Raw genomic sequence first — 20,260 nt, forward strand, 5'->3', positions numbered from 1 at the left:
AATGCCAGGCGAAAAAAAAGGGGGGCACCTGCCCCCCCGAGGATTAAGCGGTAGTGTCGAAGGCCGGATCAGCCTTCGATTTCAATCAGGATTTCGCCAGGGTTCACCCGGTCGCCCTTGACCACATGCACGGCGACCACTTTGCCGGCGATGGAGGCCTGAACTTCGGTCTCCATCTTCATCGCCTCGGTGATCAGCACGGCCTGGCCGGCCTTGACCACATCGCCTTCCTTGACCAGCACGTCGACGATATTGCCGGGCATCGCAGTGCTCACATGGCCCGGCTCGCTGGCTTGCTTGCGCTTGCTGCTGCCGCCGCCGACGAACTCGTTGAGCGGTTCGAACACCACTTCTTCGGGCATGCCATCGATGGAGAGGTAGAAGTGACGCTTGCCTTCGGCCTTCACGCCGACACCGGTGATGTCCACGCGGTAGCTTTCGCCGTGCACGTCGATGACGAACTCGGTCGGCACACCTTCGCCACCGGCACGGGCAACGCCGCCGGCTTCTGGGATAGGCAGCAACACTTCCGGCGCGAGGGTGCCAGCGTCGCGTTCTTCGAGGAACTTGCGGCCGATGTCCGGGAACATGGCGTAGGTCAGCACGTCTTCTTCAGACTTGGCCAGCGCGCCGATCTCACCGCGCAGCTTGGTCATTTCCGGCTTGAGCAGGTCGGCCGGGCGCACGTCGATGACGTCTTCGCTGCCGATGGCCTGGCGACGCAGTTGCTCGTTCACGGTGCCCGGCGCCTTGCCATAGCCGCCTTGCAGGTAGAGCTTCACCTCGTTGGTGATGGTCTTGTAGCGCTCGCCGGCCAGCACGTTGAAGAACGCCTGGGTGCCGACAATCTGCGAGGTCGGAGTGACCAGCGGCGGGAAGCCGAGGTCTTCACGCACACGCGGGATTTCGGCCAGCACTTCGCTCATGCGGTTGAGGGCGCCCTGCTCTTTCAGCTGGTTGGCCAGGTTGGAAATCATCCCGCCCGGTACCTGGTTGACTTGCACACGGGTATCGACCGCAGTGAATTCGCTTTCGAACTGGTGGTACTTCTTGCGCACGGCGTAGAAGTACAGGCCGATCTCCTGCAGCAATTCCAGGCTCAGGCCGGTGTCGAACTCGCTGCCTTTAAGGGCGGCAACCATCGACTCGGTTCCCGGGTGGCTGGTACCCCAGGCGAAGCTGGAGATGGCGGTATCGATGTGATCGGCACCGTTCTCGATAGCCTTGAGCTGGCACATCGCGGCGAGGCCGGCGGTGTCGTGGGAGTGGATGAACACCGGCAGGTTCTGCTCGGCTTTCAGCGCCTTGACCAACTCGCCGGTGGCGAACGGCGTCAGCAGGCCGGCCATGTCCTTGACCGCGATGGAGTCGCAACCCATGGCTTCCAACTGCTTGGCCTGAGCCACGAACGCTTCGACGGTGTGCACCGGGCTGGTGGTGTAGGCGATGGTGCCCTGGGCGTGCTTGCCGGCGGCTTTCACCGCTTCGATGGCCACGCGCAGGTTACGCACGTCGTTCATGGCGTCGAAGATGCGGAACACGTCGATGCCGTTCACGGCAGCCTTGGCGACAAAAGCTTTGACCACGTCGTCGCTGTAGTGGCGGTAGCCCAGCAGGTTCTGGCCACGCAACAGCATTTGCAGGCGTGTGTTGGGCAGCGCAGCGCGCAGTTGGCGCAGGCGCTCCCACGGGTCTTCCTTGAGGAAGCGGACGCAGGCGTCGAAGGTTGCGCCGCCCCAGACTTCCAGGGACCAGTAGCCGACTTTGTCTAGCTTGTCGCAGATCGGCAGCATGTCCTCGGTGCGCATGCGGGTGGCGAGCAGCGATTGGTGGGCGTCGCGCAGGATGGTGTCGGTGACAAAGATTTTCTTGGACATTGTTGTATTCCTCACAGGCCTGCGTGGGCGGCGATGGCGGCGGCGATGGCCAGGGCCAGCTCTTCGGGTTTGCGCTTGATCGAGTAGTTGGTCAGCTCAGGATGGCTTTCCACGAAACTGGTGTTGAACTGGCCGCTGCGGAATTCCGGGTTGCGCAGGATTTCCTGGTAGTAAGCGGCGGTGGTCTTCACGCCTTGCAGGCGCATGTCGTCCAGGGCACGCAGGCCGCGGTCCATGGCTTCTTCCCAGGTCAACGCCCACACCACCAGCTTCAGGCACATGGAGTCGTAGAACGGTGGGATGGTGTAACCGGTGTAGATCGCCGTGTCGGTACGCACACCGGGCCCGCCGGGCGCGTAGTAACGGGTGATCTTGCCGAAGCTCGGCAGGAAGTTGTTCTTCGGGTCTTCGGCGTTGATACGGAACTGCAACGCGAAACCACGGTGGTGGATGTCTTCCTGTTTGACCGACAGCGGCAGGCCCGAAGCGATGCGGATCTGCTCACGGACGATGTCGATCCCGGTGATTTCCTCGGTGATGGTGTGTTCCACCTGCACCCGAGTGTTCATCTCCATGAAGTACACCTCGCCCTCGGCGAGCAGGAACTCCACGGTCCCGGCGTTCTCGTAGCCCACGGCCTTGGCCGCACGCACCGACAGGTCGCCGATGTAGGCGCGCTGTTCAGGGGTCAGTTGCGGGCTTGGGGCGATTTCGATGAGCTTCTGGTTACGGCGCTGGATCGAGCAATCGCGCTCGAACAAATGCACCACGTTGCCAAAGCTGTCACCGAGGATCTGCGCCTCGATGTGCTTGGGATTGACGATGCATTTTTCCAGGAACACTTCCGCCGACCCGAAGGCCTTGGTGGCCTCGGAAATCACGCGAGGGAAGGCTTGTTCAAGTTCTTCGCGGCTGTTGCAACGACGTATACCGCGACCGCCACCACCGGAGGTGGCCTTGAGCATCACCGGGTAACCAATGCGGTCGCCTTCGGTGAGGGCCTCGGCGATGTCGGCGACGTTGCCTTCGGTGCCGGGAGTAACCGGTACGCCAGCCTTGATCATGCTGCGGCGAGCTTCGGTCTTGTCGCCCATGCGGCGGATCACTTCAGCGGCAGGACCGATGAATTTGATCCCGCGTTCGGCACAGATGTCTGCCAGTTCGGCGTTTTCCGACAGGAAACCGTAGCCGGGGTGCAATGCATCACAACCGGTTTCCACCGCCAGGTTCACCAGCTTGCGCGGGTTCAGGTAACCGGCCAGGGGCTCGGCACCAATGCTGTGGGCTTCGTCGGCACGTTTGACGTGCAACGCGTGCCGGTCGGCGTCGGAGTAGACCGCGACCGAGCGAATGCCCATCTCGGCGCAGGCACGCACGATTCGTACGGCAATTTCACCACGGTTGGCGATCAGGATCTTTTTTATCACTTGGAAATTCCCTTGAGCCGATTGCTGCGTTCTTCGACCCGCTAGACCCGGGTCGGCGCGTGACCAAATGTTTCATGACAGTCGCGAGACACACACTAAGCCGGCCGAGGGATTAACAAAAATCAATAATTATTGGGTCGTGCATAAGTAAAGACTTATAGTTGGCCCTTCAGGTTTGGCGGGAGCGGTCTAAAAATGCGTAAGTCATTGATGCGTATGACATTGCGTCAATTGCAGATCTTCAATGAAGTGTGCGATTTGCGCTCCTACAGCCGCGCTGCCGAGGAAATGTCGCTCACGCAACCGGCCGTCAGCCTGCAAATTCGTCAGTTGGAAGAGCTGATTGGCCAGCCATTGTTCGACTATGTCGGCAAAAAGCTCTACATGACCGAGGCCGCTGAAGCCCTGCAGCGGGCCAGCCGCGATATCTTCGGGCGCCTGGAAAACCTCGACATGCAGTTATCGGACATGCAGGGTTCGCTGCAAGGCCAGTTGAAGCTGGCGATCGAGTCCAGCGCCAAGTATTTCGTGCCGCACCTGTTTGCCGCCTTCAAGCGCCAGCATCCCGAAGTGCAACTGCACCTGACGGTGGTCAACCGCGCCCAGGTGATTCGCCGGCTCTCGGACAACCGCGATGACCTGGTGATCATGTCCATGGTGCCCCAGGACATGGGCCTGGAATTCCTGCCATTCCTCAACAATCCGATCGTCGCCGTGGCGCCACCCGATCACCCGCTGAGCCTGCAAGGTCCGCTGCGCCTGCAGGACCTGGAACCCTACACGCTGCTGCTGCGCGAGCCGGGCTCCGGCACGCGGCTGGCCTGCGAGGAATATTTCAAAGAGAAGCGCGTGCACTTCACCCAGACGGTGGAAGTGGCCTCGGCCGAGGCGCAGCGTGAATGTGTGTGCGCAGGACTGGGCGTAGCTTTGCTGACTCGCCACGCGGTCAACATGGAGCTGGCCACCGGCGGGCTCAAAGAGCTGCCGGTGGAGGAACTGCCGCTGTACCGCAGTTGGTGCCTGGTACAGGCCAAGGCCAAGCGCCTGTCACCGGTGGCTCACGCGTTCCTGGGCTTTATCCGCAGCGAACGGGTGCAGATCAGCGCGCTGGCTGAGCGTTTCGCTGGGCAGCCACGGGTGCCTGCCAATGCAGTTCCGGATAGTCACTGATGCTCTGGAGCAATTGGCGCTCCTCGCAACGGTCTTCGATTGCGCGACGGAACGCCATACGGCGCTGGTCTTCCTGCTGACGACGGGTTTTTACGGCGCTGTTGCTGTCTTCGTAGGGACGGGCCATTTCGAGTCTCCCAATGCGAGTACGGGAGTTCAGGATGGGCTTGGGCGATGACGGTTTAGCGGCGCGGGGATGACAGGACGATGAATATTCCTGACCTGTTGGAAATCCAAATGTGGGAGGGGGCTTGCCCCCTCCCACATGTTGCCCTGGGATCAGTCGTCGAGGGCTTTGACGGACTTGGGCGACAGACGCAGGCTGCGCAAGCTGCGCTTCACGCTCTTGAGGTGGTTGACCAGGCTCGGGCCGCGCGCCATGGCCACGCCCATTGCCAGCACGTCGATCACCACCAGATGGGCGATCCGCGAGGTCAGTGGCGTGTAGATCTCGGTGTCTTCATGCACGTCGATCGCCAGGTTGACCGTGGACAGCTCCGCCAGTGGCGTCTGGCTCGGGCACAGGGTGATCAGCGTCGCGCCGCTTTCACGCACCAGGTTGGCGGTGATCAGCAGGTCCTTGGAGCGGCCGGACTGGGAAATGCAGATTGCCACGTCGGTAGGCTTCAACGTCACCGCCGACATCGCCTGCATGTGCGGGTCGCTGTAGGCCGCTGCCGTCAGCAGCAGTCGGAAGAATTTGTGCTGGGCGTCGGCCGCCACCGCGCCGGAAGCGCCAAAGCCATAGAACTCCACGCGCTGGGCCTGGGACATGGCCGTCACGGCTTTTTGCAGCTCGATCGGGTCGAGCTTTTCGCGCACCTCCATCAGGGTGTGCAGCGTGGTGTCGAAGATTTTCAGGCTGTAGTCGGCGACGGAGTCGTCTTCATGGATCGCAAACTGCCCGAAGCTCGCACCGGCCGCCAGGCTCTGGGCCAGCTTGAGCTTGAGGTCCTGGAACCCGGAGCAACCGATGGCACGGCAAAAACGCACGATGGTCGGCTCGCTGATGCCCACACTGTGGGCCAGGTCGGCCATGGAACTGTGCATCACGGCCGCAGGGTCAAGCAGCACGTGATCGGCAACCTTGAGTTCCGATTTGCGTAACAGGTGGCGCGACTGGGCGATATGTTGCAACAGGTTCAAAGGGCAGGACTCTTGTTATGGGCAGGGCCAGGGATGTAGCAAGCTTGTAGTTATACTACAAGAATTGTCGTTTTGCCCGTCTGACGCATCACTAAATCGCCCTGCTGGCCTTTGATTCCAAGGACAGCCGCCGTGTAGCCCCATGGGCGCCGCAGGCCACACTAGGGAAAATCTGCATTTTCCCGTAACAAATCTGCCAGCCCTTCGGCGGGCATCGGCCGACTGACCAGGTAGCCCTGCACTTCGTCGCAACGCTCCACCCGCAGGAAGTCCAGTTGCTGCTGATCTTCCACGCCTTCGGCCACCACTTTGAGCGCCAGCCCATGGGCCATGGCGATGATCGCTCGGGTGATGGCCGCGTCTTCCCGACCCTGGCCGAGGCCACGGATAAAGGTCTGGTCGATCTTCACGTAATCCACCGGGATGCGCTTGAGGTAGCTCAGGGACGAATAACCGGTACCAAAGTCGTCGATGGCCAGCTTCACCCCCAGGTCCCGCAGTTGCTGGAAATTGGCGATGATGTGTTCAACGCTGTCGAGCAGCTGACTTTCGGTCAGCTCCAGCTCCAGGTATTGCGGGTCCAGCCCGGTCTCTTCGAGCACTTGGCGCACCAGGCTGACCAGCTTGCCCTGGCGCAACTGGTGCACCGACAGGTTCACCGACACCCGGATCGGCGCCAGCCCCTGGCGCTGCCACTCGCACGCCTGCCAGCAGGCCTGGCGCAGCACGAATTCCCCCAGCGGCACGATCAGGCCGGTCTCTTCGGCCAGGCCGATGAAGTCGCACGGCGGCACCATGCCCCACTGCGGATGCTCCCAGCGGATCAAGGCTTCTGCGGCATTCAGCTTGCCACTGGCCAGGCACAGTTTGGGTTGGTAGAACACCGTGAGCTGGCGTTCGTCGATGGCCTTGCGCAGGTGGTTTTCCAGCTGCAGGCGCTCCAGGTTGCTGGCTTGCAGGCTGTCGGTATAAAACTGGAAATTATTGCCGCCCAGGTGCTTGGCGTGTTGCATGGCCATGTTGGATTGGCTGACCAGCGCGGAAATTTCCCGCGCGTTATCCGGCAACAGGCTGACCCCCATCGAAGCGCTGACCACCAGCTCATGCCCGTCCACCGTCACCGGCACCCGCAATTTGGCCAGCAACCGCGTGGCCACCCGCGCCAGGCTCGACAGGTTGGCGTAGGCATCGAACAACACCGCAAACTCATCCCCCGACAGCCGCGCAATGGTGTCGGCCTCGGGCAAGGCGTTGATCAGGCGGCGCGCCATTTTCTGCAACAGTTGGTCGGCGACTTCATGGCCGAGGCTGTCATTGAGCAGCTTGAAACGGTCCAGGTTGATATGCAGCAACGCCAGGCTGCGCCCGCCCTGGCGCACGCGGGTGTGCGCTTCGCGCAGCCGCTCGCGGAACAGCGAACGGTTGGCGAGGCCGGTCAACTCGTCATAGTGCGTGAGGTAGCGCATGCGTTCCTCGGACTCACGCCGCGCCGACAGATCGGCGAAGAAACCCACGATATGGCTGACATTGCCCCGAATATCGCGCACGACATTCAGTTGCAACCACTGCGGGTACAACTCACCGTTCTTGCGAGTCTCCACCAATTCGCCCTGCCAGGTGCCGTGGCTGAGCAGCGCCTGGCGAATCACCGGGAAATGGCGGCGCGCATCGCGACTGCTGGGCAGCTCCACCACGTTGCGGCCAAGCATGTCGTCGATGTCAAAACCGGTCACGCGGCTGAAGGCCTGGTTGACGGCAATCAGCGAGTAATTCGGGTCGAGGATCACGATGCCTTCGCTGGCGGCCTCGAAGACCGTCGATGCCAGGCGCTGCTGTTCTTCCAGGGCCTTGCCGGCGCTGATATCACGGCGGGTACCCAACATGCGCGTGACCCGCCCGCTGGGGGCACGTTCGACGGCGCGGCCGCGGTCTTCGATCCAGACCCAGTGGCCCGCACCATGACGCACGCGGTATTCAACCTGATAGTCCTCGCTGCGGCCCTTGAGGTGCTCCACCAGTGCACGCTTGAGCAGCGGCAAGTCGTCGGGGTGCAGGCGCGGCTTGAGATGGCTGAGCATGGCCGTGACGTATTCGGGTTCCAGACCGAACAGCTCCTTGAGTTGAGTGTGGTGCACTTCGTCGGTCTGCAGGTTCCAGTCCCACAGCCCCAGTTCGCTGGCCTGCAGCGCCATGGCCAGGCGCGCCTCGCTTTTATTCAGGGCCAGGCTGGCAGCGTCCAGCTCCTGGCTGCGCTGGGCCACGCGGTCCTGCAGGCCGATCTGCGCCTCGCGCAGTTCCTGTTCAACCAGGCGACGTTGCTCGACTTCGCCCATCAACTGCGCATTCAGTTGCTCGCTGCGCTGCTGCGCCTGCTGCAGATGCTCGATCAGCGCCTGGTTCTGGAAGCGCCGCAATAACCCGCGCTGGATCAGGCGGTTGACCTGCCACGCCACCAGGCTCAGGGACGCCAGCAGGATCAGGCCCAGCACGCCCCAACCCTGCTGCTGCGGGGCACCGTCCCAGAACAGGTAGACGATGGCCGGCACCAGGCACGGCAAGGCAAACGACAGGAATGCTGGCAGGCTCACGGCATAGGCCACGCTGGCCGACAGCGTGGCTGCGCCGATCAGGCCGAACACCCAGGCCTGCTGCATGAAACTGTCCACCGGCACCAGAGCGATGGCGGCCATGGCCAATGTAAGGCCGCTGACCGCCGATCCCAGCATGAACATGCGCCGCCACACGGGCTGCGCCTGACGGCTGGGCATGGCGGAATCGAACGCCGCGACCTGGATCACTCGCATCGCCACCAGGGCCAGCAGCCACACCAGCCAGACGCTGTCCAACAGGTATTGCCTGGGGTTCCACAGCAACCAGGCACACACCAGGCCGTTGACCAGCATCAATAATGTGGGGAGCAACGAGCCCTGATACAGCAGGCGTGTACGTTCTACCGCCATCTCGGTGGCGTAGTGTTTGCGAAGAACCTGCGCGGGCGCCGTCGCGGGGCCGAGCAGGTCGGGACTGAGGGTCATAGGCAGTGTTCTTATAATGGTGAGCCCGAAACGTCGACGGAGCATACACAAGCGAACGCCCGGGCCAAACTGGTCCCGGTTATTAAAACCGCCCGGTCATGCAGCGCAGATCATCGCGCCAGACGGCTTGAGCGAGACGCTGCGCGGCCTGCGGCCATTGACCGACCGGTCATCACCCCGACCGTTTTGCATCGACCGCCCGGCATTGGCATTTGCCCCACTCCCTCGGGGGCCATAGAATGCGCCGATGCGCGATGATCTCTCTCTTTTGCTGAACTCCCTCAACGATGCCCAACGCCAGGCCGTAGCGGCCCCCGTTGGCCGTCAGTTGGTCCTGGCCGGTGCTGGCTCCGGTAAAACCCGAGTGCTGGTGCACCGTATCGCCTGGCTGATCCAGGTCGAGAACGCGTCCCCGCATTCCATCCTGTCGGTGACCTTCACCAACAAGGCCGCTGCCGAGATGCGCCACCGCATCGAGCAGTTGATGGGCATCAGCCCGGCCGGCATGTGGGTGGGCACCTTCCACGGCCTGGCGCACCGCCTGTTGCGGGCGCACTGGCAGGAAGCGGGCCTGGCCCAGACCTTCCAGATCCTGGACAGCGACGACCAGCAACGCCTGGTCAAGCGGGTGATCCGCGAGCTGGGCCTCGACGAACAACGCTGGCCGGCGCGCCAGGCGCAGTGGTTCATCAACGGCCAGAAAGACGAAGGCCTGCGCCCGCAACACATCCAGGCCAGCGGTGACCTGTTCCTGGCCACCATGCGCAGCATCTATGAAGCCTACGAGGCCGCCTGCGTGCGAGCCGGCGTGATCGACTTCTCCGAATTGCTGCTGCGTGCCCTCGATCTGTGGCGAGACAACCCAGGCTTGCTGGCCCATTACCAGAAGCGCTTCCGCCACATCCTGGTGGACGAATTCCAGGACACCAACGCCGTGCAGTACGCCTGGTTGCGCCTGCTGGCCAAAGGCGGCGACAGCCTGATGGTGGTGGGCGACGACGACCAGTCGATCTACGGCTGGCGTGGCGCGAAGATCGAGAACATCTACCAGTATTCCGAGGACTTCCCGGACGCGGAAACCATCCGCCTGGAGCAGAACTACCGCTCCACCGCCGGGATCCTCAAGGCCGCCAACGCCTTGATCGCCAACAACACCGGGCGCCTGGGCAAAGAACTGTGGACCGACGGCAGCGAAGGCGAAGCCATCAACCTCTATGCCGCGTTCAACGAGCACGATGAAGCGCGCTATGTGGTGGAAACCATCGAAAGCGCGCTGAAAACCGGCCTGGCGCGCAGTGATATCGCGATCCTGTACCGCTCCAACGCCCAATCGCGGGTGCTGGAAGAGGCCCTGCTGCGCGAGCGCATCCCGTACCGCATCTATGGCGGCCAGCGCTTTTTCGAGCGTGCCGAGATCAAGAACGCCATGGCCTACCTGCGCTTGCTCGAAGGCCGTGGCAACGATGCGGCGCTGGAGCGGGTGATCAATATCCCGGCCCGTGGCATCGGTGAGAAAACCGTCGAAGCCATTCGCGACCACGCCCGCCATGCCGATGTGTCGATGTGGGAAGCCATGCGCTTGCTCATCGTCAATAAAGGCCTGACCGGCCGTGCAGCCGGGGCGCTGGGGGTGTTTGTCGAGCTGATCGAGAACCTTGCCGCCAAATGCGCAGAAATGCCGCTGCACCTGATGACTCAGACGGTGATCGAACAGTCCGGACTGATCGCCTACCACGAAGCGGAAAAAGGCGAGAAAGGCCAGGCCCGGGTCGAAAACCTTGAGGAACTGGTCAGCGCCGCCCGTGCGTTCGAAAACACCGAGGAAGACGAAGAGCTGACGCCGCTCGCCGCGTTCCTCGGCCACGCATCGCTGGAGGCCGGGGATACCCAGGCCGATGAGCATGAAGACAGCATCCAGCTGATGACCTTGCACAGTGCCAAGGGCCTGGAATTCCCGTATGTGTTCCTGGTGGGCATGGAAGAAGGCCTGTTCCCCCACAAGATGAGCCTGGAAGAGCCCGGCCGCCTTGAGGAAGAACGTCGCCTGGCCTACGTGGGCATCACCCGGGCGATGCAGAACCTGGTCATGACCTATGCCGAGACCCGACGCCTGTATGGCAGCGAGACCTATAACAAGGTGTCACGCTTCGTGCGTGAGGTGCCAAAAGGCCTGATCCAGGAAGTGCGCCTGTCCAACAGTGTCAGCCGTCCGTTCGGTGGTGGCCAGCAGCAGAGCGCCAGCACCCTGTTTGCCGGTTCCGAGATTCCGGAAACGGCGTTCAGCCTGGGCCAGCAGGTCAAGCATGCGATTTTCGGCGAGGGGGTGATCCTCAACTTCGAAGGCGCGGGCGCCCAGGCGCGGGTGCAGGTGAATTTTGCCGAAGGCAGCAAGTGGCTGATGATGGGCTACGCCAAGCTCGAAGCCATCTGAGGCCCCTCCCCTTGCAGGAGCCAGCGTGCTCGCGAAGATCGCCAACGATAACGCGGGCATGCTGGATATACGCGTTGGCTGGGCACATTTCGCGAGCATGTTCGCGCCTGCAAAGACCGGTTAGCCACACAGGCCGTCGGTCATCCCTTGTTTTTTCATCCGCCGGGCCAATATCTGTATTTAGTCCTACAGACCCTTCTGAATCGGTCCTACGCAAAAGCCCGAAACATTATGTCGCTAGCCACTGTCACTCCACCTGTGCAACATGGCGCGCGTGCAATCCACAAATGGGAATTCCCTATATGAAACGTTTTCTTAGCATCGCCATGGCGTTGTGCATCGGCCTGACGATGAGCCTCGACGCCAACGCCAAACGCTTCGGTGGCGGCAAAAGCTCGGGCGCAGCGCCGTCTCACCAGACCAGCCAGATGGCTCCATCCGCAGGCGGCATGGGCGGTGCAGCCGCGACCGCAGGCGCAGCCGGTGCTGCCGGCGCCGCTGCCAAGGCCGGCGGTGCTTCGCGCTGGTTGGGCCCTCTGGCCGGTATCGCCGCCGGTGGCCTGCTCGCTTCCATGTTCATGGGCGGCGGCTTCCAGGGCATGCAAATCTTCGACATCCTGATCCTGGCGGTCATCGCCTTTGTGATCTTCCGCTTTATCGCCGCCCGTCGTCGCAAGCAGCAGGAGCATATGGCTCCCGCCGGCGCGCCGATGCAGCGTGAAGTGTTCGAGCAGAAGCCTGCCATGGGCTCGATCTTTGGCGGTGGTTCGGCAGCACCTGCCGCTGCTCGTCCGGTGATCAATGCGCCAGCCTGGTTCAACGAAGAGCGTTTCGTCGAAGCGGCCCGCAACCACTTCCAGTCCCTGCAACAGCACTGGGACGCCAACGAAATGGACAAGATCTCCGAGTTCGTGACCCCGCAACTGCTGGAGTTCCTCAAGCGCGAACGTGCCGACCTGGGCGACGGCTTCCAGTCGACCTACATCGACGACCTGCGCGTGCAGCTTGAAGGTGTGGATGACCGCGCCGACAAGACCATCGCCACCCTGACTTTCAGCGGTGTGTCGAAGACCTCGCGCTTCGACCAGGGCGAAGTGTTCAGCGAAAGCTGGAACATGGAACGCGCCCCAGGCGAGAACCAGCCTTGGCTGGTTGCCGGTATCCGCCAGAACGGCTGAACACCGCACGCCTGAACAAGCAGTAACAAAAACCCCGGACATGTTCCGGGGTTTTCTATTTCACGGTTGCACTTATAGCGAGCTACTGTATAAAACGCCCCTATTAACCGCGCCATCAGCAAGAGGATCCCGGCCGTGGAAGAAATCATCGAACAATTGCGTGAAGCCAACGAACCGGTGCCGGTTCCTCTGGAACTGCCTGACGAAGATCAGTTGGTGGAAGTCGAGGAACAGCTGTTCATCAACATCCCGTTCGTGTTCAAGGAATTCCTGCTGACTGTCAGCGATGTGGTGTACGGCAGCCTGGAGCCAGTCACCATCACCGATCCTGGCTCGCACACCTACCTGCCGGAAGTCGCGGCCAATGCCTGGGACATCGGCGTACCTCGCGAGCTGATCCCGATCTGCCAGGACGGCGACGACTATTACTGCGTCGAGGAAGACGGCACCGTGGTGCTGTGGTCCGGCGAAGAAGAACTCGTCACTGAAGAGTCCTGGGAATCGGTGTGGCACTGGGCGCGAGACGTCTGGCTGGAAAGCTGACCGCCCAGGAGCCGGCTGGCCGGCTCCAGACAGCTAATCAGTGTTCTGGCGTATCTTTGTGGTTATCCAGGGTCTCCAGCAAGGCGACCTGCATGCGTGTATGCACGCGGATGAACCACCGCCAGAGCACCGCCGCTACCGCCGCCGTCACCACCGCAATCAGCACCAGCAGCTTGTTGGTCGGCAGGATACTGGCCGACAGCGCCGCCAGCAGCAGGAAGATCACCAGCAGCGACAGGATCGGGATCAGCTCCGCAATCACCCGCCGCACACGCTGGGTATGCCGCCCGGCCATTTCCGGTTTCACGCTCATCTCCGCCAACAGCATCGACAGCGCCTTGAGCTTGCGGTACGCCGCAATCAAAAACGGCAGCGACACTAGCAACGCCCCGCCCCAGATCAACGCCTTCTGCCAGCTTGGATCGCTGATCCAGCCCTCCAGATACCCGCCGATGCGTGTCGCGAAAAAGCTGCCCGTGAAGAAGATCGCCACCACCAGCGCCAGGTTCACCCCCACTTGCAGGATGATCTTGCGGATCATCGACGCCAGCATCGCGCCCTCGCCCTGAGGCTGGATGCTGCGCAGCCATTCGCCATACATGCCGAACACCCGGCTCATGCGCTGGGGCATGATCGAGGCGATCTTGAGCGACAGCGGGTCGGCGCCGCGAATCAAATAAGGGGTCAACAAGGTGGTGATCGCTGAAACCGCCACCGCCACTGGGTACAGGAAGTCGCTGGTCACTTGCAGCGTCATCCCCAGCGCCGCGATGATAAAGGAGAATTCGCCAATCTGTGACAGCCCCATTCCCACCCGCAGTGAAGTACGGCCGTCGTTGCCAGCGATAAACGCCCCCAGGCCGCAGGACAGCATCTTGCCCAGCACCACGGCCACGGTGATCACCGCAATCGGCCAGGCGTATTGCAACAGGATCTGCGGGTCGATCATCAGGCCGATCGCCACAAAGAAGATCGCGCTGAACATGTCGCGAACCGGCTCGATCAGGCGCTCGATCTTAATCAACTGCCGGGATTCGGCCATGATTGCGCCGATCAGGAACGCGCCCAGCACCATGCTGTATTCCAGCTTGACCACCAGCAGGCAGAAACCAAAGCACAAGCCCAATACCGTGATCAGCAGCATCTCGTTGCTTTCGAACTTGGCCACGTAGGCCAGCAGGCGGGGCACCAGCAGAATGCCGATCACCAGCGCGACAATCATGAACAGCGAGAGCTTGCCGACCGTGGAAAACACCTCGCCGGAGCTGACCGTGCCACTCACGGCGATGCTCGACAGCAAGGCGATGATGCCGATGCCCAGGATGTCCTCGACGATCAGCACGCCGAAAATCAATTGGGCGAAGCGCTGGTTTTTCATCTTCAGGTCATTGAGGGCCTTGACGATGATGGTGGTGGAGGAAATCGCCAGGATCGCGCCGAGGAACAGCGAGTCCATGGTATTCCAGTCGAACCACTGGCCGATTTCGTAGCCGATCCAGATCATCAGGATGATCTCGAGGAAGGCCGCGATGAACGCCGTGGCGCCGACCTTGAACAACTTGCGCAGGCTGAATTCCAGGCCCAGGCAGAACATCAGGAAGATCACCCCCAGTTCGGCGAGGGTCTTGATGGTGTCTTCGTCGTGGATCAGGCCAAACGGAGGGGTATGGGGGCCGATGATGAAGCCGGCGACGATGTAACCCAGCACCACCGGCTGCTTGAGGCGGTGAAACAGGATGGTGACAACCCCTGCCACCAGCATGATCACGGCCAAGTCCTGGATAAAGCTGATGGCGTGCATGGCGAGGGGCTCCTTGAGGGTACTGGCGCTTTTCCCACTTCCGCCCGCTCCGTTGAAATATCGCGAAGTGCGGAAGGAAAAGTCGGCCTTGATCGTAAGAAATGCCCTGAGATGGGCTTTTGAAGGTTAACACCGCGACTTGTGACAGAAAGCCGGTGCAATATATGGAAACAGATCGGCGCCCGCGTGACGGCAAGCCGCCCGCCGGCGTCCCGTTAGAGATGGCGATGCAAAGAGTGCAGCACCCGCAGAGGTGCCCCCCAACCAATGCCTACAACCCGTGAGTGTGCTATGGAACCCGGAAACGCCCAGCTGTCGATGACAGTGCTGATGACCCCTGATATGGCCAACTTCTCCGGCAATGTCCACGGCGGCACCCTGCTCAAGTACCTCGATGAAGTCGCCTACGCCTGCGCGAGCCGTTATGCCGGTCGCTACGTCGTGACGCTGTCCGTGGACCAGGTGATTTTTCGCGAACCCATCCACGTCGGCGAGCTGGTGACCTTCCTCGCATCGGTCAACTACACCGGCAACACCTCGATGGAGGTGGGCATCAAGGTGGTGACCGAGAACATCCGCGAGCGCTCGGTGCGCCACACCAACAGTTGCTTCTTCACCATGGTGGCGGTGGACGACCAGCGCAAACCCGCCGCCGTGCCGCCGCTGCAGCCGCACAACAGCGAAGACAAGCGCCGGTTCGTGCAGGCCCAGCAACGCCGGCAGATTCGTCAGGAACTGGAAAAGCGCTATCAGGAGATCAAGGGCTGAGGCGCCTGAATCCCAGGATTGAAACTGGATCAAATGTGGGAGGGGGTTTGCCCCCTCCCACATGGTTGTGCCTGCGGCTAGATCCGTGTGCTCAGAGATCTATCGGGGTAGCGTCGAACCTCACGCGCGGATGGGCAATGCGATCCTGAGCGCGCACCAGTTCAAGTTCGTAACTCGCGCACGCCTGGGTTTCCAGCAGTACTTCGTGCACTGCCGCGGCGGTGAACTCAAAGGCCGCCACGAGGCTGTCCCCCAGCAGCACCCGCGCCAGGAACAGCCCTGACGTCAAATCCCCCACCCCCACCGGCTGCCGTGGAAACGCCAGCAACGGGCGGCGCAGGTGCCAACTGCCTTCAGCGGTCACCAGCAACATCTCAAAGCCATCCGGCAACTTGCCCGGGTAATCCAGATGCTTGACCAACACCGCCTTGGGCCCACGTGCCAGCAGCGCCTTGGCCATCGCCAGGCAATCGAACAGCGATTGCGGCTTGCGACCAGAAAAACTGTCCAGCTCCAGTTGGTTGGGGCACAGGAAATCGGCCATGGCGACCGCTTCATCCAATAGGAAGTCGCTGACTTCCTGGGGCACGATGCAGCCTTTTTCCGGATGACCCATGACCGGGTCGCACAGGTAAAGCGCCTTGGGGTTGATGGCCTTGATACGCGCCACGCCAGTGAGGATCGCACGGCCCTGATCCGCACTGCCCAGGTAGCCCGAGAGCACGGCGTCGCAGTTGCCCAACTCGCCAATCGCGGCAATCCCTTCTACCAGCGCGGGAATTTGCTGCGGCGCCAACACTTCGCCGGCCCAGTGTCCATACTGGGTGTGGTTGGAGAACTGCACCGTGTTCAACGGCCAGACATTTACCCCGACCCGCTGCATGGGGAACACGGCGGCGCTGTTTCCGGCGTGGCCGAAGACCACATGGGACTGGATCGCAAGCAGATGAGGTGTGCGTTTCATGCAGGGGATTTCCGTAAAGCCGTTGAAATTCTGGCCGCGCAGTATGCGACTAAACGCAGCCTGTACGACAGACCAGCGACACAGTTAAGCTGCTCTCACTTAGTTGGAGTTTTTCGCATGCTGACCCTGGGAAATATCTTCGTGTTGATGCTGCTGGCGACCGCTGCCGCGTGGGTGTGGCACAACCACGGCTTGCGCGAGCGCGCGCTGGAGCGGGTCAAGCAGCATTGCGCCAAGCTCGACATCGAGCTGCTCGATGGCGCAGTGGCGCTCAAGCGCATCGGGTTTGTGAAGGATGGCCAGGGTCGGCGTCGTCTGGCGCGCATCTATAACTTCGAGTTCACCGTCACCGGCGAGGCCCGTCATCCGGGCACCATCACCCAGTTCGGCGCCCACAGCGCGCACATCGAATTGGCGCCCTACCCGTTCGAGATCAAGACGCCGCTGCCCAGCGCCGACGTGATCGAACTCAGCCAGTGGCGTCAGGACCACGCAAGCAAGAACCGTCACTGACGGCAGGCGGCCAACGCCGTTTGCAACCCGGCCACGTCCTGTGGCGTGCTGAAAATCAACTCAATCCGAGAGTCACGGCGCCATTCGCTGGGTTGCCAGGCGAGCAGGCTGTTATCCACAGCGTTGGCGCTGACCCAGCCGTCGGTGCTGTGGATAACCAGTTTGGCGCGGCGCCACGCAAGGCTTGCGAGCCATGCGTGCAGGCGTCGGGTATCGAATTGCTGGCTCGGGTGCCAGCGCCAGCCAATACTCCAACCGTCCTCCTGGCCTTGGCTCAAACAGATGGGGAGCGCGGGATCGGTCCAGATCGCCGGCATCTGCGCGAGCCCTTTGGGCACGTCGACCTCGTCTACAGCGACGCTGGCTTTTTGCTGCAGGCCAGGCAACTGCGCCAACGGCAATTGCGCCTGGCGCGTCCAGTAAAGCGGGCAATCCGGCAATTGGCGCTCGATCGCCTGGCGCTGGGAAGCTTGCAGTGATTCATCCTTGTTCAATACCAGCAGACCGGCACTGGCCAACGCCTCTTGCTGGGACTGGGGCAAGGGTTTGCCCGCCGCGAGGGCTTGGGCGTCCAGCACCAGAACGCAGGGCTGCACGGCCAGCACGTCCTGCCAGGGTGCTTGCTTGAGTTGGTGGATCAACTGCGCAGGATGCCCCAGCCCGGACGGTTCGATGAACAAACGATCCGGCTTGGCCTTACGCAACAAGCGGCCCAGTCCTACCTGAAACGGTGCACCGTTCACACAGCACAAACAGCCGCCGGCGACTTCGCCGAGGGCAATGCCGTCGTCATCCTGGGTCAACAGCGCAGCGTCCAGGCCAATCTGCCCGAACTCGTTGATCAGCACCGCCCAGCGCTCGTTAATCGGACGTTGGGCGAGCAGGTGCTTGATCAGGCTGGTCTTGCCGGCGCCCAAGGGCCCGGCAATCACGTGGGTAGGAATGTTCTGCAGCATGAGTGGCATCGTTCAGACCGTGTAGAGCGTTTGATCCTACGCGGTTATGCGAGCCAATCCAGCGTCAGGATCAAGCGGCGCTCATCAGCCTTGAGCGCAGGCGAGCGGTGGATCAGGCCATAGGCCTCATTGCCGTGCCATTGGGTGCCCTTGAGCAGCGCCACTTCACCGCAGTGAATCTGCTCGATGCGCTCGTGGGGTTCGGCTTGCGCCTGGCTCAATTTGCGCCGGTCCATCACCCCTTCCCGCAACCATTGGCTGCCGATCCCGGCGTAGGTGGTGATCAGCCGCACCGGCACGTGATCGACGTGAAAACGCGGGCACATGGCCTTGTCGAGCAGGCGCAGGCGCACGCCGATTCGCTTGGCGCCGAGCAGGCAGGCAAATGCGCTGACCAGCCACGCCACATCGGCGATAAACCCTTCATAGCCTTCAAGATCGCGACAACTGGCCGCCAAACCCTGCAAGTTGGGGACGGCATCTTCGTTGGCCAGTTCAATCACCAGGGCGTCGGCCAGCGGCTCATTCAACGCCACCAGCAAGGCGCCGAACTCGGCGATATGCAGGGGCAACTGGCGTTGCCAGAGCGCCAGGTTCACGCCGTCTTCAAGGATTTCGGAAAGCGCCAGCGGGGTCTCGCCGGCGGTCTGGCGGATCACGGGGCGCAGGGGAATCACCGGGGCCAGCATCAGGCGGCTGCCTCCTCATACCAAGGGCCAAAGGGATCCGCCAGCAGGCGCCAACCTTCGACGCCCACGGCCATTTCTTCATCGTTGAGCAAGCACGCATCCAGTTCGGCCCGCAGGCGGGTGAAGTCGATGTTCTGGCCAATAAACACCAGTTCCTGGCGACAGTCGCCGGTGCTCAGTTGCCAGTTGCCCATGATCGCCGCGACGCTTTCTTCGTCCTGGGGCCATTGGCTTTTCGGCACAAACCGCCACCAGCGTCCGGCAAACCCATGGCGCATCAAGCCGCCGGCCTGGGACCAACTGCCGGCGTCCTGGTGCTTGCTGGCCAGCCAGAAGAAGCCCTTGGAGCGCAGCAGTTTGCCGTTGACCCACGGCCGGTCGATAAAGTCGAAAAACCGCTGCGGATGAAACGGACGGCGCCCGCGGTAAACCGTGGAGGCGATGCCGTACTCTTCGGTTTCCGGCACATGCTCACCGCGCAAATCCTGCAGCCAGCCCGGCGCTTGGGCGGCGCGCTCGAAGTCAAAACGGCCGGTGTTGAGGATCTTGTGCAACGGCACTTCGCCCATGACCATAGGGATGATTTCCGCCTGGGCGTTGAGGCGTTCGAGGATCGCCATCAGCTCTTCGCGTTCGCGACTGCTGATCAGGTCGATCTTGCTGATCAGGATCACATCGGCGAATTCGATCTGCTCGATGAGCAGGTCGGTAATCGAGCGCTCGTCTTCCTCACCTAAGGTTTCACCGCGTGAGGCCAGGCTTTCGGCGGCCTGATAGTCGAGCAGGAAATTCATGCCGTCGACCACAGTGACCATGGTGTCCAGGCGCGCGATGTCGGCCAGGCTTTGCTCGTTTTCATCGCGAAAGGTGAAGGTTTCGGCCACAGGCAACGGCTCGGAAATGCCGGTGGATTCGATCAGCAGGTAATCAAAGCGACCTTCCTTGGCGAGTTTTCCTACTTCTTCCAGCAGGTCTTCACGCAGGGTGCAGCAAATGCAGCCGTTGCTCATCTCCACCAGTTTTTCTTCGGAACGGTTGAGGGTCACATCGCGCTGGACTTCGCTGCCGTCGATGTTGATTTCGCTCATGTCGTTGACGATCACCGCCACTCGCAAGTTTTCGCGGTTGCGCAGGACGTAGTTGAGCAACGTGCTTTTACCGGCGCCGAGAAAACCGGACAACACAGTAACGGGGAGACGATTGGGCATCAGGTATTCCTCATCAGGTTGGCCGGTCAAATCGCCCGTTTGTGGCGTTCGCGCAGCTCTTCACGTTCTTTGGCTTCGATACACAGGGTGGCGGTAGGACGCAGCAACAAACGCTGTAGGCCGATGGGTTCGCCGGTTTCGCGGCACCAGCCGTATTCGCCGCGAGCCAGCAACTCGAAGGCGTCGTCAATCTTGTCCAGCAGCTTCTTTTCCCGCTCCAGCAGGCGCAGTTGCCATTGGCGCTGCTCTTCGGCGCTGCCGACGTCGGCCGGGTCGCTGTTGGGTTCCTGCTCGCGCAACACCATGAACTCGGCGTCGATGCGCGCTTGCAGTTCGTTGCGCTGGGTCAGCAGCAAGTCGCGGAAGAAGCCCTGCTGGGCTTCGTTCATGTAGTCGGCGGGCGGTTGGGCCAGCAGGTCTTGTTCAGTCATGGAGAGCAGTTCACGGGTCAGGCTGATTTTTAATGTTATAGTATAACAATGCAAATAAGCCAATCCCTCTTGCTCCACATGACGAAGGGCGCAATGCTTGAGCCCCTCCCCGCCCCGAGAAAC

17 protein-coding genes are annotated in these 20,260 nt (G+C 61.8%); 6 read left to right on the forward strand and 11 right to left on the reverse strand.

Annotated elements, in window-relative coordinates; genetic code table 11:
• Positions 1-68: 68 nt before the first annotated feature.
• Both oadA and CQ041_RS04680 read right to left on the reverse strand, forming a co-directional pair.
• A complete protein-coding gene (gene oadA, locus CQ041_RS04675) occupies positions 69-1,877 on the reverse strand; it encodes a sodium-extruding oxaloacetate decarboxylase subunit alpha (RefSeq protein ID WP_105521312.1) in 1,809 nt (602 codons plus the stop codon).
• A gap of 11 nt (positions 1,878-1,888) precedes the next feature.
• The gene (locus tag CQ041_RS04680) at positions 1,889-3,304 is read right to left on the reverse strand and encodes an acetyl-CoA carboxylase biotin carboxylase subunit (RefSeq protein ID WP_105521313.1); all 1,416 of its coding nucleotides are present in this window, start codon (positions 3,302-3,304) and stop codon (positions 1,889-1,891) included.
• 195 nt (positions 3,305-3,499) lie between these two features.
• Between CQ041_RS04680 and CQ041_RS04685 the strand changes: the two genes are divergently transcribed.
• Positions 3,500-4,474, forward strand: a complete 975-nt coding sequence (locus tag CQ041_RS04685) for a LysR family transcriptional regulator (RefSeq protein ID WP_105521314.1) — start codon at positions 3,500-3,502, stop codon at positions 4,472-4,474.
• Here the strand turns inward: CQ041_RS04685 and CQ041_RS04690 are convergent.
• The 3 genes from CQ041_RS04690 to CQ041_RS04700 form a co-directional block, all read right to left on the reverse strand.
• Positions 4,404-4,601: a PA3496 family putative envelope integrity protein gene (locus tag CQ041_RS04690; RefSeq protein WP_081609292.1), complete on the reverse strand. Its 198-nt coding sequence runs from the start codon at positions 4,599-4,601 to the stop codon at positions 4,404-4,406. The genes CQ041_RS04685 and CQ041_RS04690 overlap by 71 nt on opposite strands.
• A 152-nt stretch (positions 4,602-4,753) precedes the next feature.
• A complete protein-coding gene (gene hexR / locus CQ041_RS04695; RefSeq protein ID WP_017739023.1) occupies positions 4,754-5,620 on the reverse strand; it encodes a transcriptional regulator HexR in 867 nt (288 codons plus the stop codon).
• Positions 5,621-5,781: 161 nt separating this feature from the next.
• Positions 5,782-8,655: a GGDEF domain-containing phosphodiesterase gene (locus tag CQ041_RS04700; protein WP_105521315.1), complete on the reverse strand. Its 2,874-nt coding sequence runs from the start codon at positions 8,653-8,655 to the stop codon at positions 5,782-5,784.
• Positions 8,656-8,902: 247 nt separating this feature from the next.
• Between CQ041_RS04700 and uvrD the strand changes: the two genes are divergently transcribed.
• The 3 genes from uvrD (at position 8,903) to CQ041_RS04715 (ending at position 12,807) form a co-directional block, all read left to right on the forward strand.
• The gene (gene uvrD, locus CQ041_RS04705; RefSeq protein WP_105521316.1) at positions 8,903-11,086 is read left to right on the forward strand and encodes a DNA helicase II; all 2,184 of its coding nucleotides are present in this window, start codon (positions 8,903-8,905) and stop codon (positions 11,084-11,086) included.
• 302 nt (positions 11,087-11,388) lie between these two features.
• Positions 11,389-12,264 (forward strand): Tim44 domain-containing protein, encoded by an 876-nt coding sequence (locus CQ041_RS04710; protein WP_105521317.1) that lies wholly within the window; start codon positions 11,389-11,391, stop codon positions 12,262-12,264.
• 135 nt (positions 12,265-12,399) lie between these two features.
• On the forward strand, positions 12,400-12,807 hold the full coding sequence (locus CQ041_RS04715; RefSeq protein ID WP_105521318.1) for an SMI1/KNR4 family protein: 408 nt from the start codon (positions 12,400-12,402) through the stop codon (positions 12,805-12,807).
• A 37-nt stretch (positions 12,808-12,844) separates the two neighbouring features.
• Here CQ041_RS04715 and CQ041_RS04720 read toward each other — a convergent pair whose 3' ends face one another.
• A complete protein-coding gene (locus tag CQ041_RS04720) occupies positions 12,845-14,608 on the reverse strand; it encodes a cation:proton antiporter (protein ID WP_105521319.1) in 1,764 nt (587 codons plus the stop codon).
• 291 nt (positions 14,609-14,899) lie between these two features.
• On the opposite strand from CQ041_RS04720, the gene CQ041_RS04725 reads away from it, so the two are divergent.
• Positions 14,900-15,376: an acyl-CoA thioesterase gene (locus CQ041_RS04725; protein WP_017739034.1), complete on the forward strand. Its 477-nt coding sequence runs from the start codon at positions 14,900-14,902 to the stop codon at positions 15,374-15,376.
• Positions 15,377-15,467: 91 nt separating this feature from the next.
• Here the strand turns inward: CQ041_RS04725 and pdxY are convergent, their stop codons facing one another.
• A complete protein-coding gene (gene pdxY / locus CQ041_RS04730) occupies positions 15,468-16,340 on the reverse strand; it encodes a pyridoxal kinase PdxY (RefSeq protein WP_105521320.1) in 873 nt (290 codons plus the stop codon).
• A 117-nt stretch (positions 16,341-16,457) separates the two neighbouring features.
• On the opposite strand from pdxY, the gene CQ041_RS04735 reads away from it, so the two are divergent.
• Entirely contained in the window at positions 16,458-16,853 is a 396-nt protein-coding gene (locus tag CQ041_RS04735) for a DUF3301 domain-containing protein (protein WP_105521321.1), read from the forward strand.
• On the opposite strand, the gene CQ041_RS04740 is transcribed toward CQ041_RS04735, so the two are convergent.
• The 4 genes from CQ041_RS04740 to dksA are packed head-to-tail and all read right to left on the reverse strand — an operon-like array spanning position 16,847 to position 20,137.
• Positions 16,847-17,809: a GTP-binding protein gene (locus CQ041_RS04740; RefSeq protein WP_105521322.1), complete on the reverse strand. Its 963-nt coding sequence runs from the start codon at positions 17,807-17,809 to the stop codon at positions 16,847-16,849. The two genes, CQ041_RS04735 and CQ041_RS04740, sit on opposite strands and share 7 nt — an antisense overlap.
• Positions 17,810-17,853: 44 nt before the next feature.
• A complete protein-coding gene (locus CQ041_RS04745; RefSeq protein WP_105521323.1) occupies positions 17,854-18,498 on the reverse strand; it encodes a DUF1826 domain-containing protein in 645 nt (214 codons plus the stop codon).
• Positions 18,498-19,706 carry a zinc metallochaperone GTPase ZigA gene (zigA, locus tag CQ041_RS04750; protein ID WP_105521324.1) on the reverse strand — a complete coding sequence of 403 codons (1,209 nt, stop codon included), beginning with the start codon at positions 19,704-19,706 and terminating at the stop codon, positions 18,498-18,500. The genes CQ041_RS04745 and zigA overlap by 1 nt, the downstream gene beginning before the upstream one ends.
• A gap of 26 nt (positions 19,707-19,732) precedes the next feature.
• Positions 19,733-20,137 (reverse strand): RNA polymerase-binding protein DksA, encoded by a 405-nt coding sequence (dksA, locus tag CQ041_RS04755; RefSeq protein ID WP_105521325.1) that lies wholly within the window; start codon positions 20,135-20,137, stop codon positions 19,733-19,735.
• Positions 20,138-20,260: the final 123 nt, after the last annotated feature.

Source organism: Pseudomonas sp. MYb60 (assembly GCF_002979555.1).
GTDB lineage: Bacteria > Pseudomonadota > Gammaproteobacteria > Pseudomonadales > Pseudomonadaceae > Aquipseudomonas.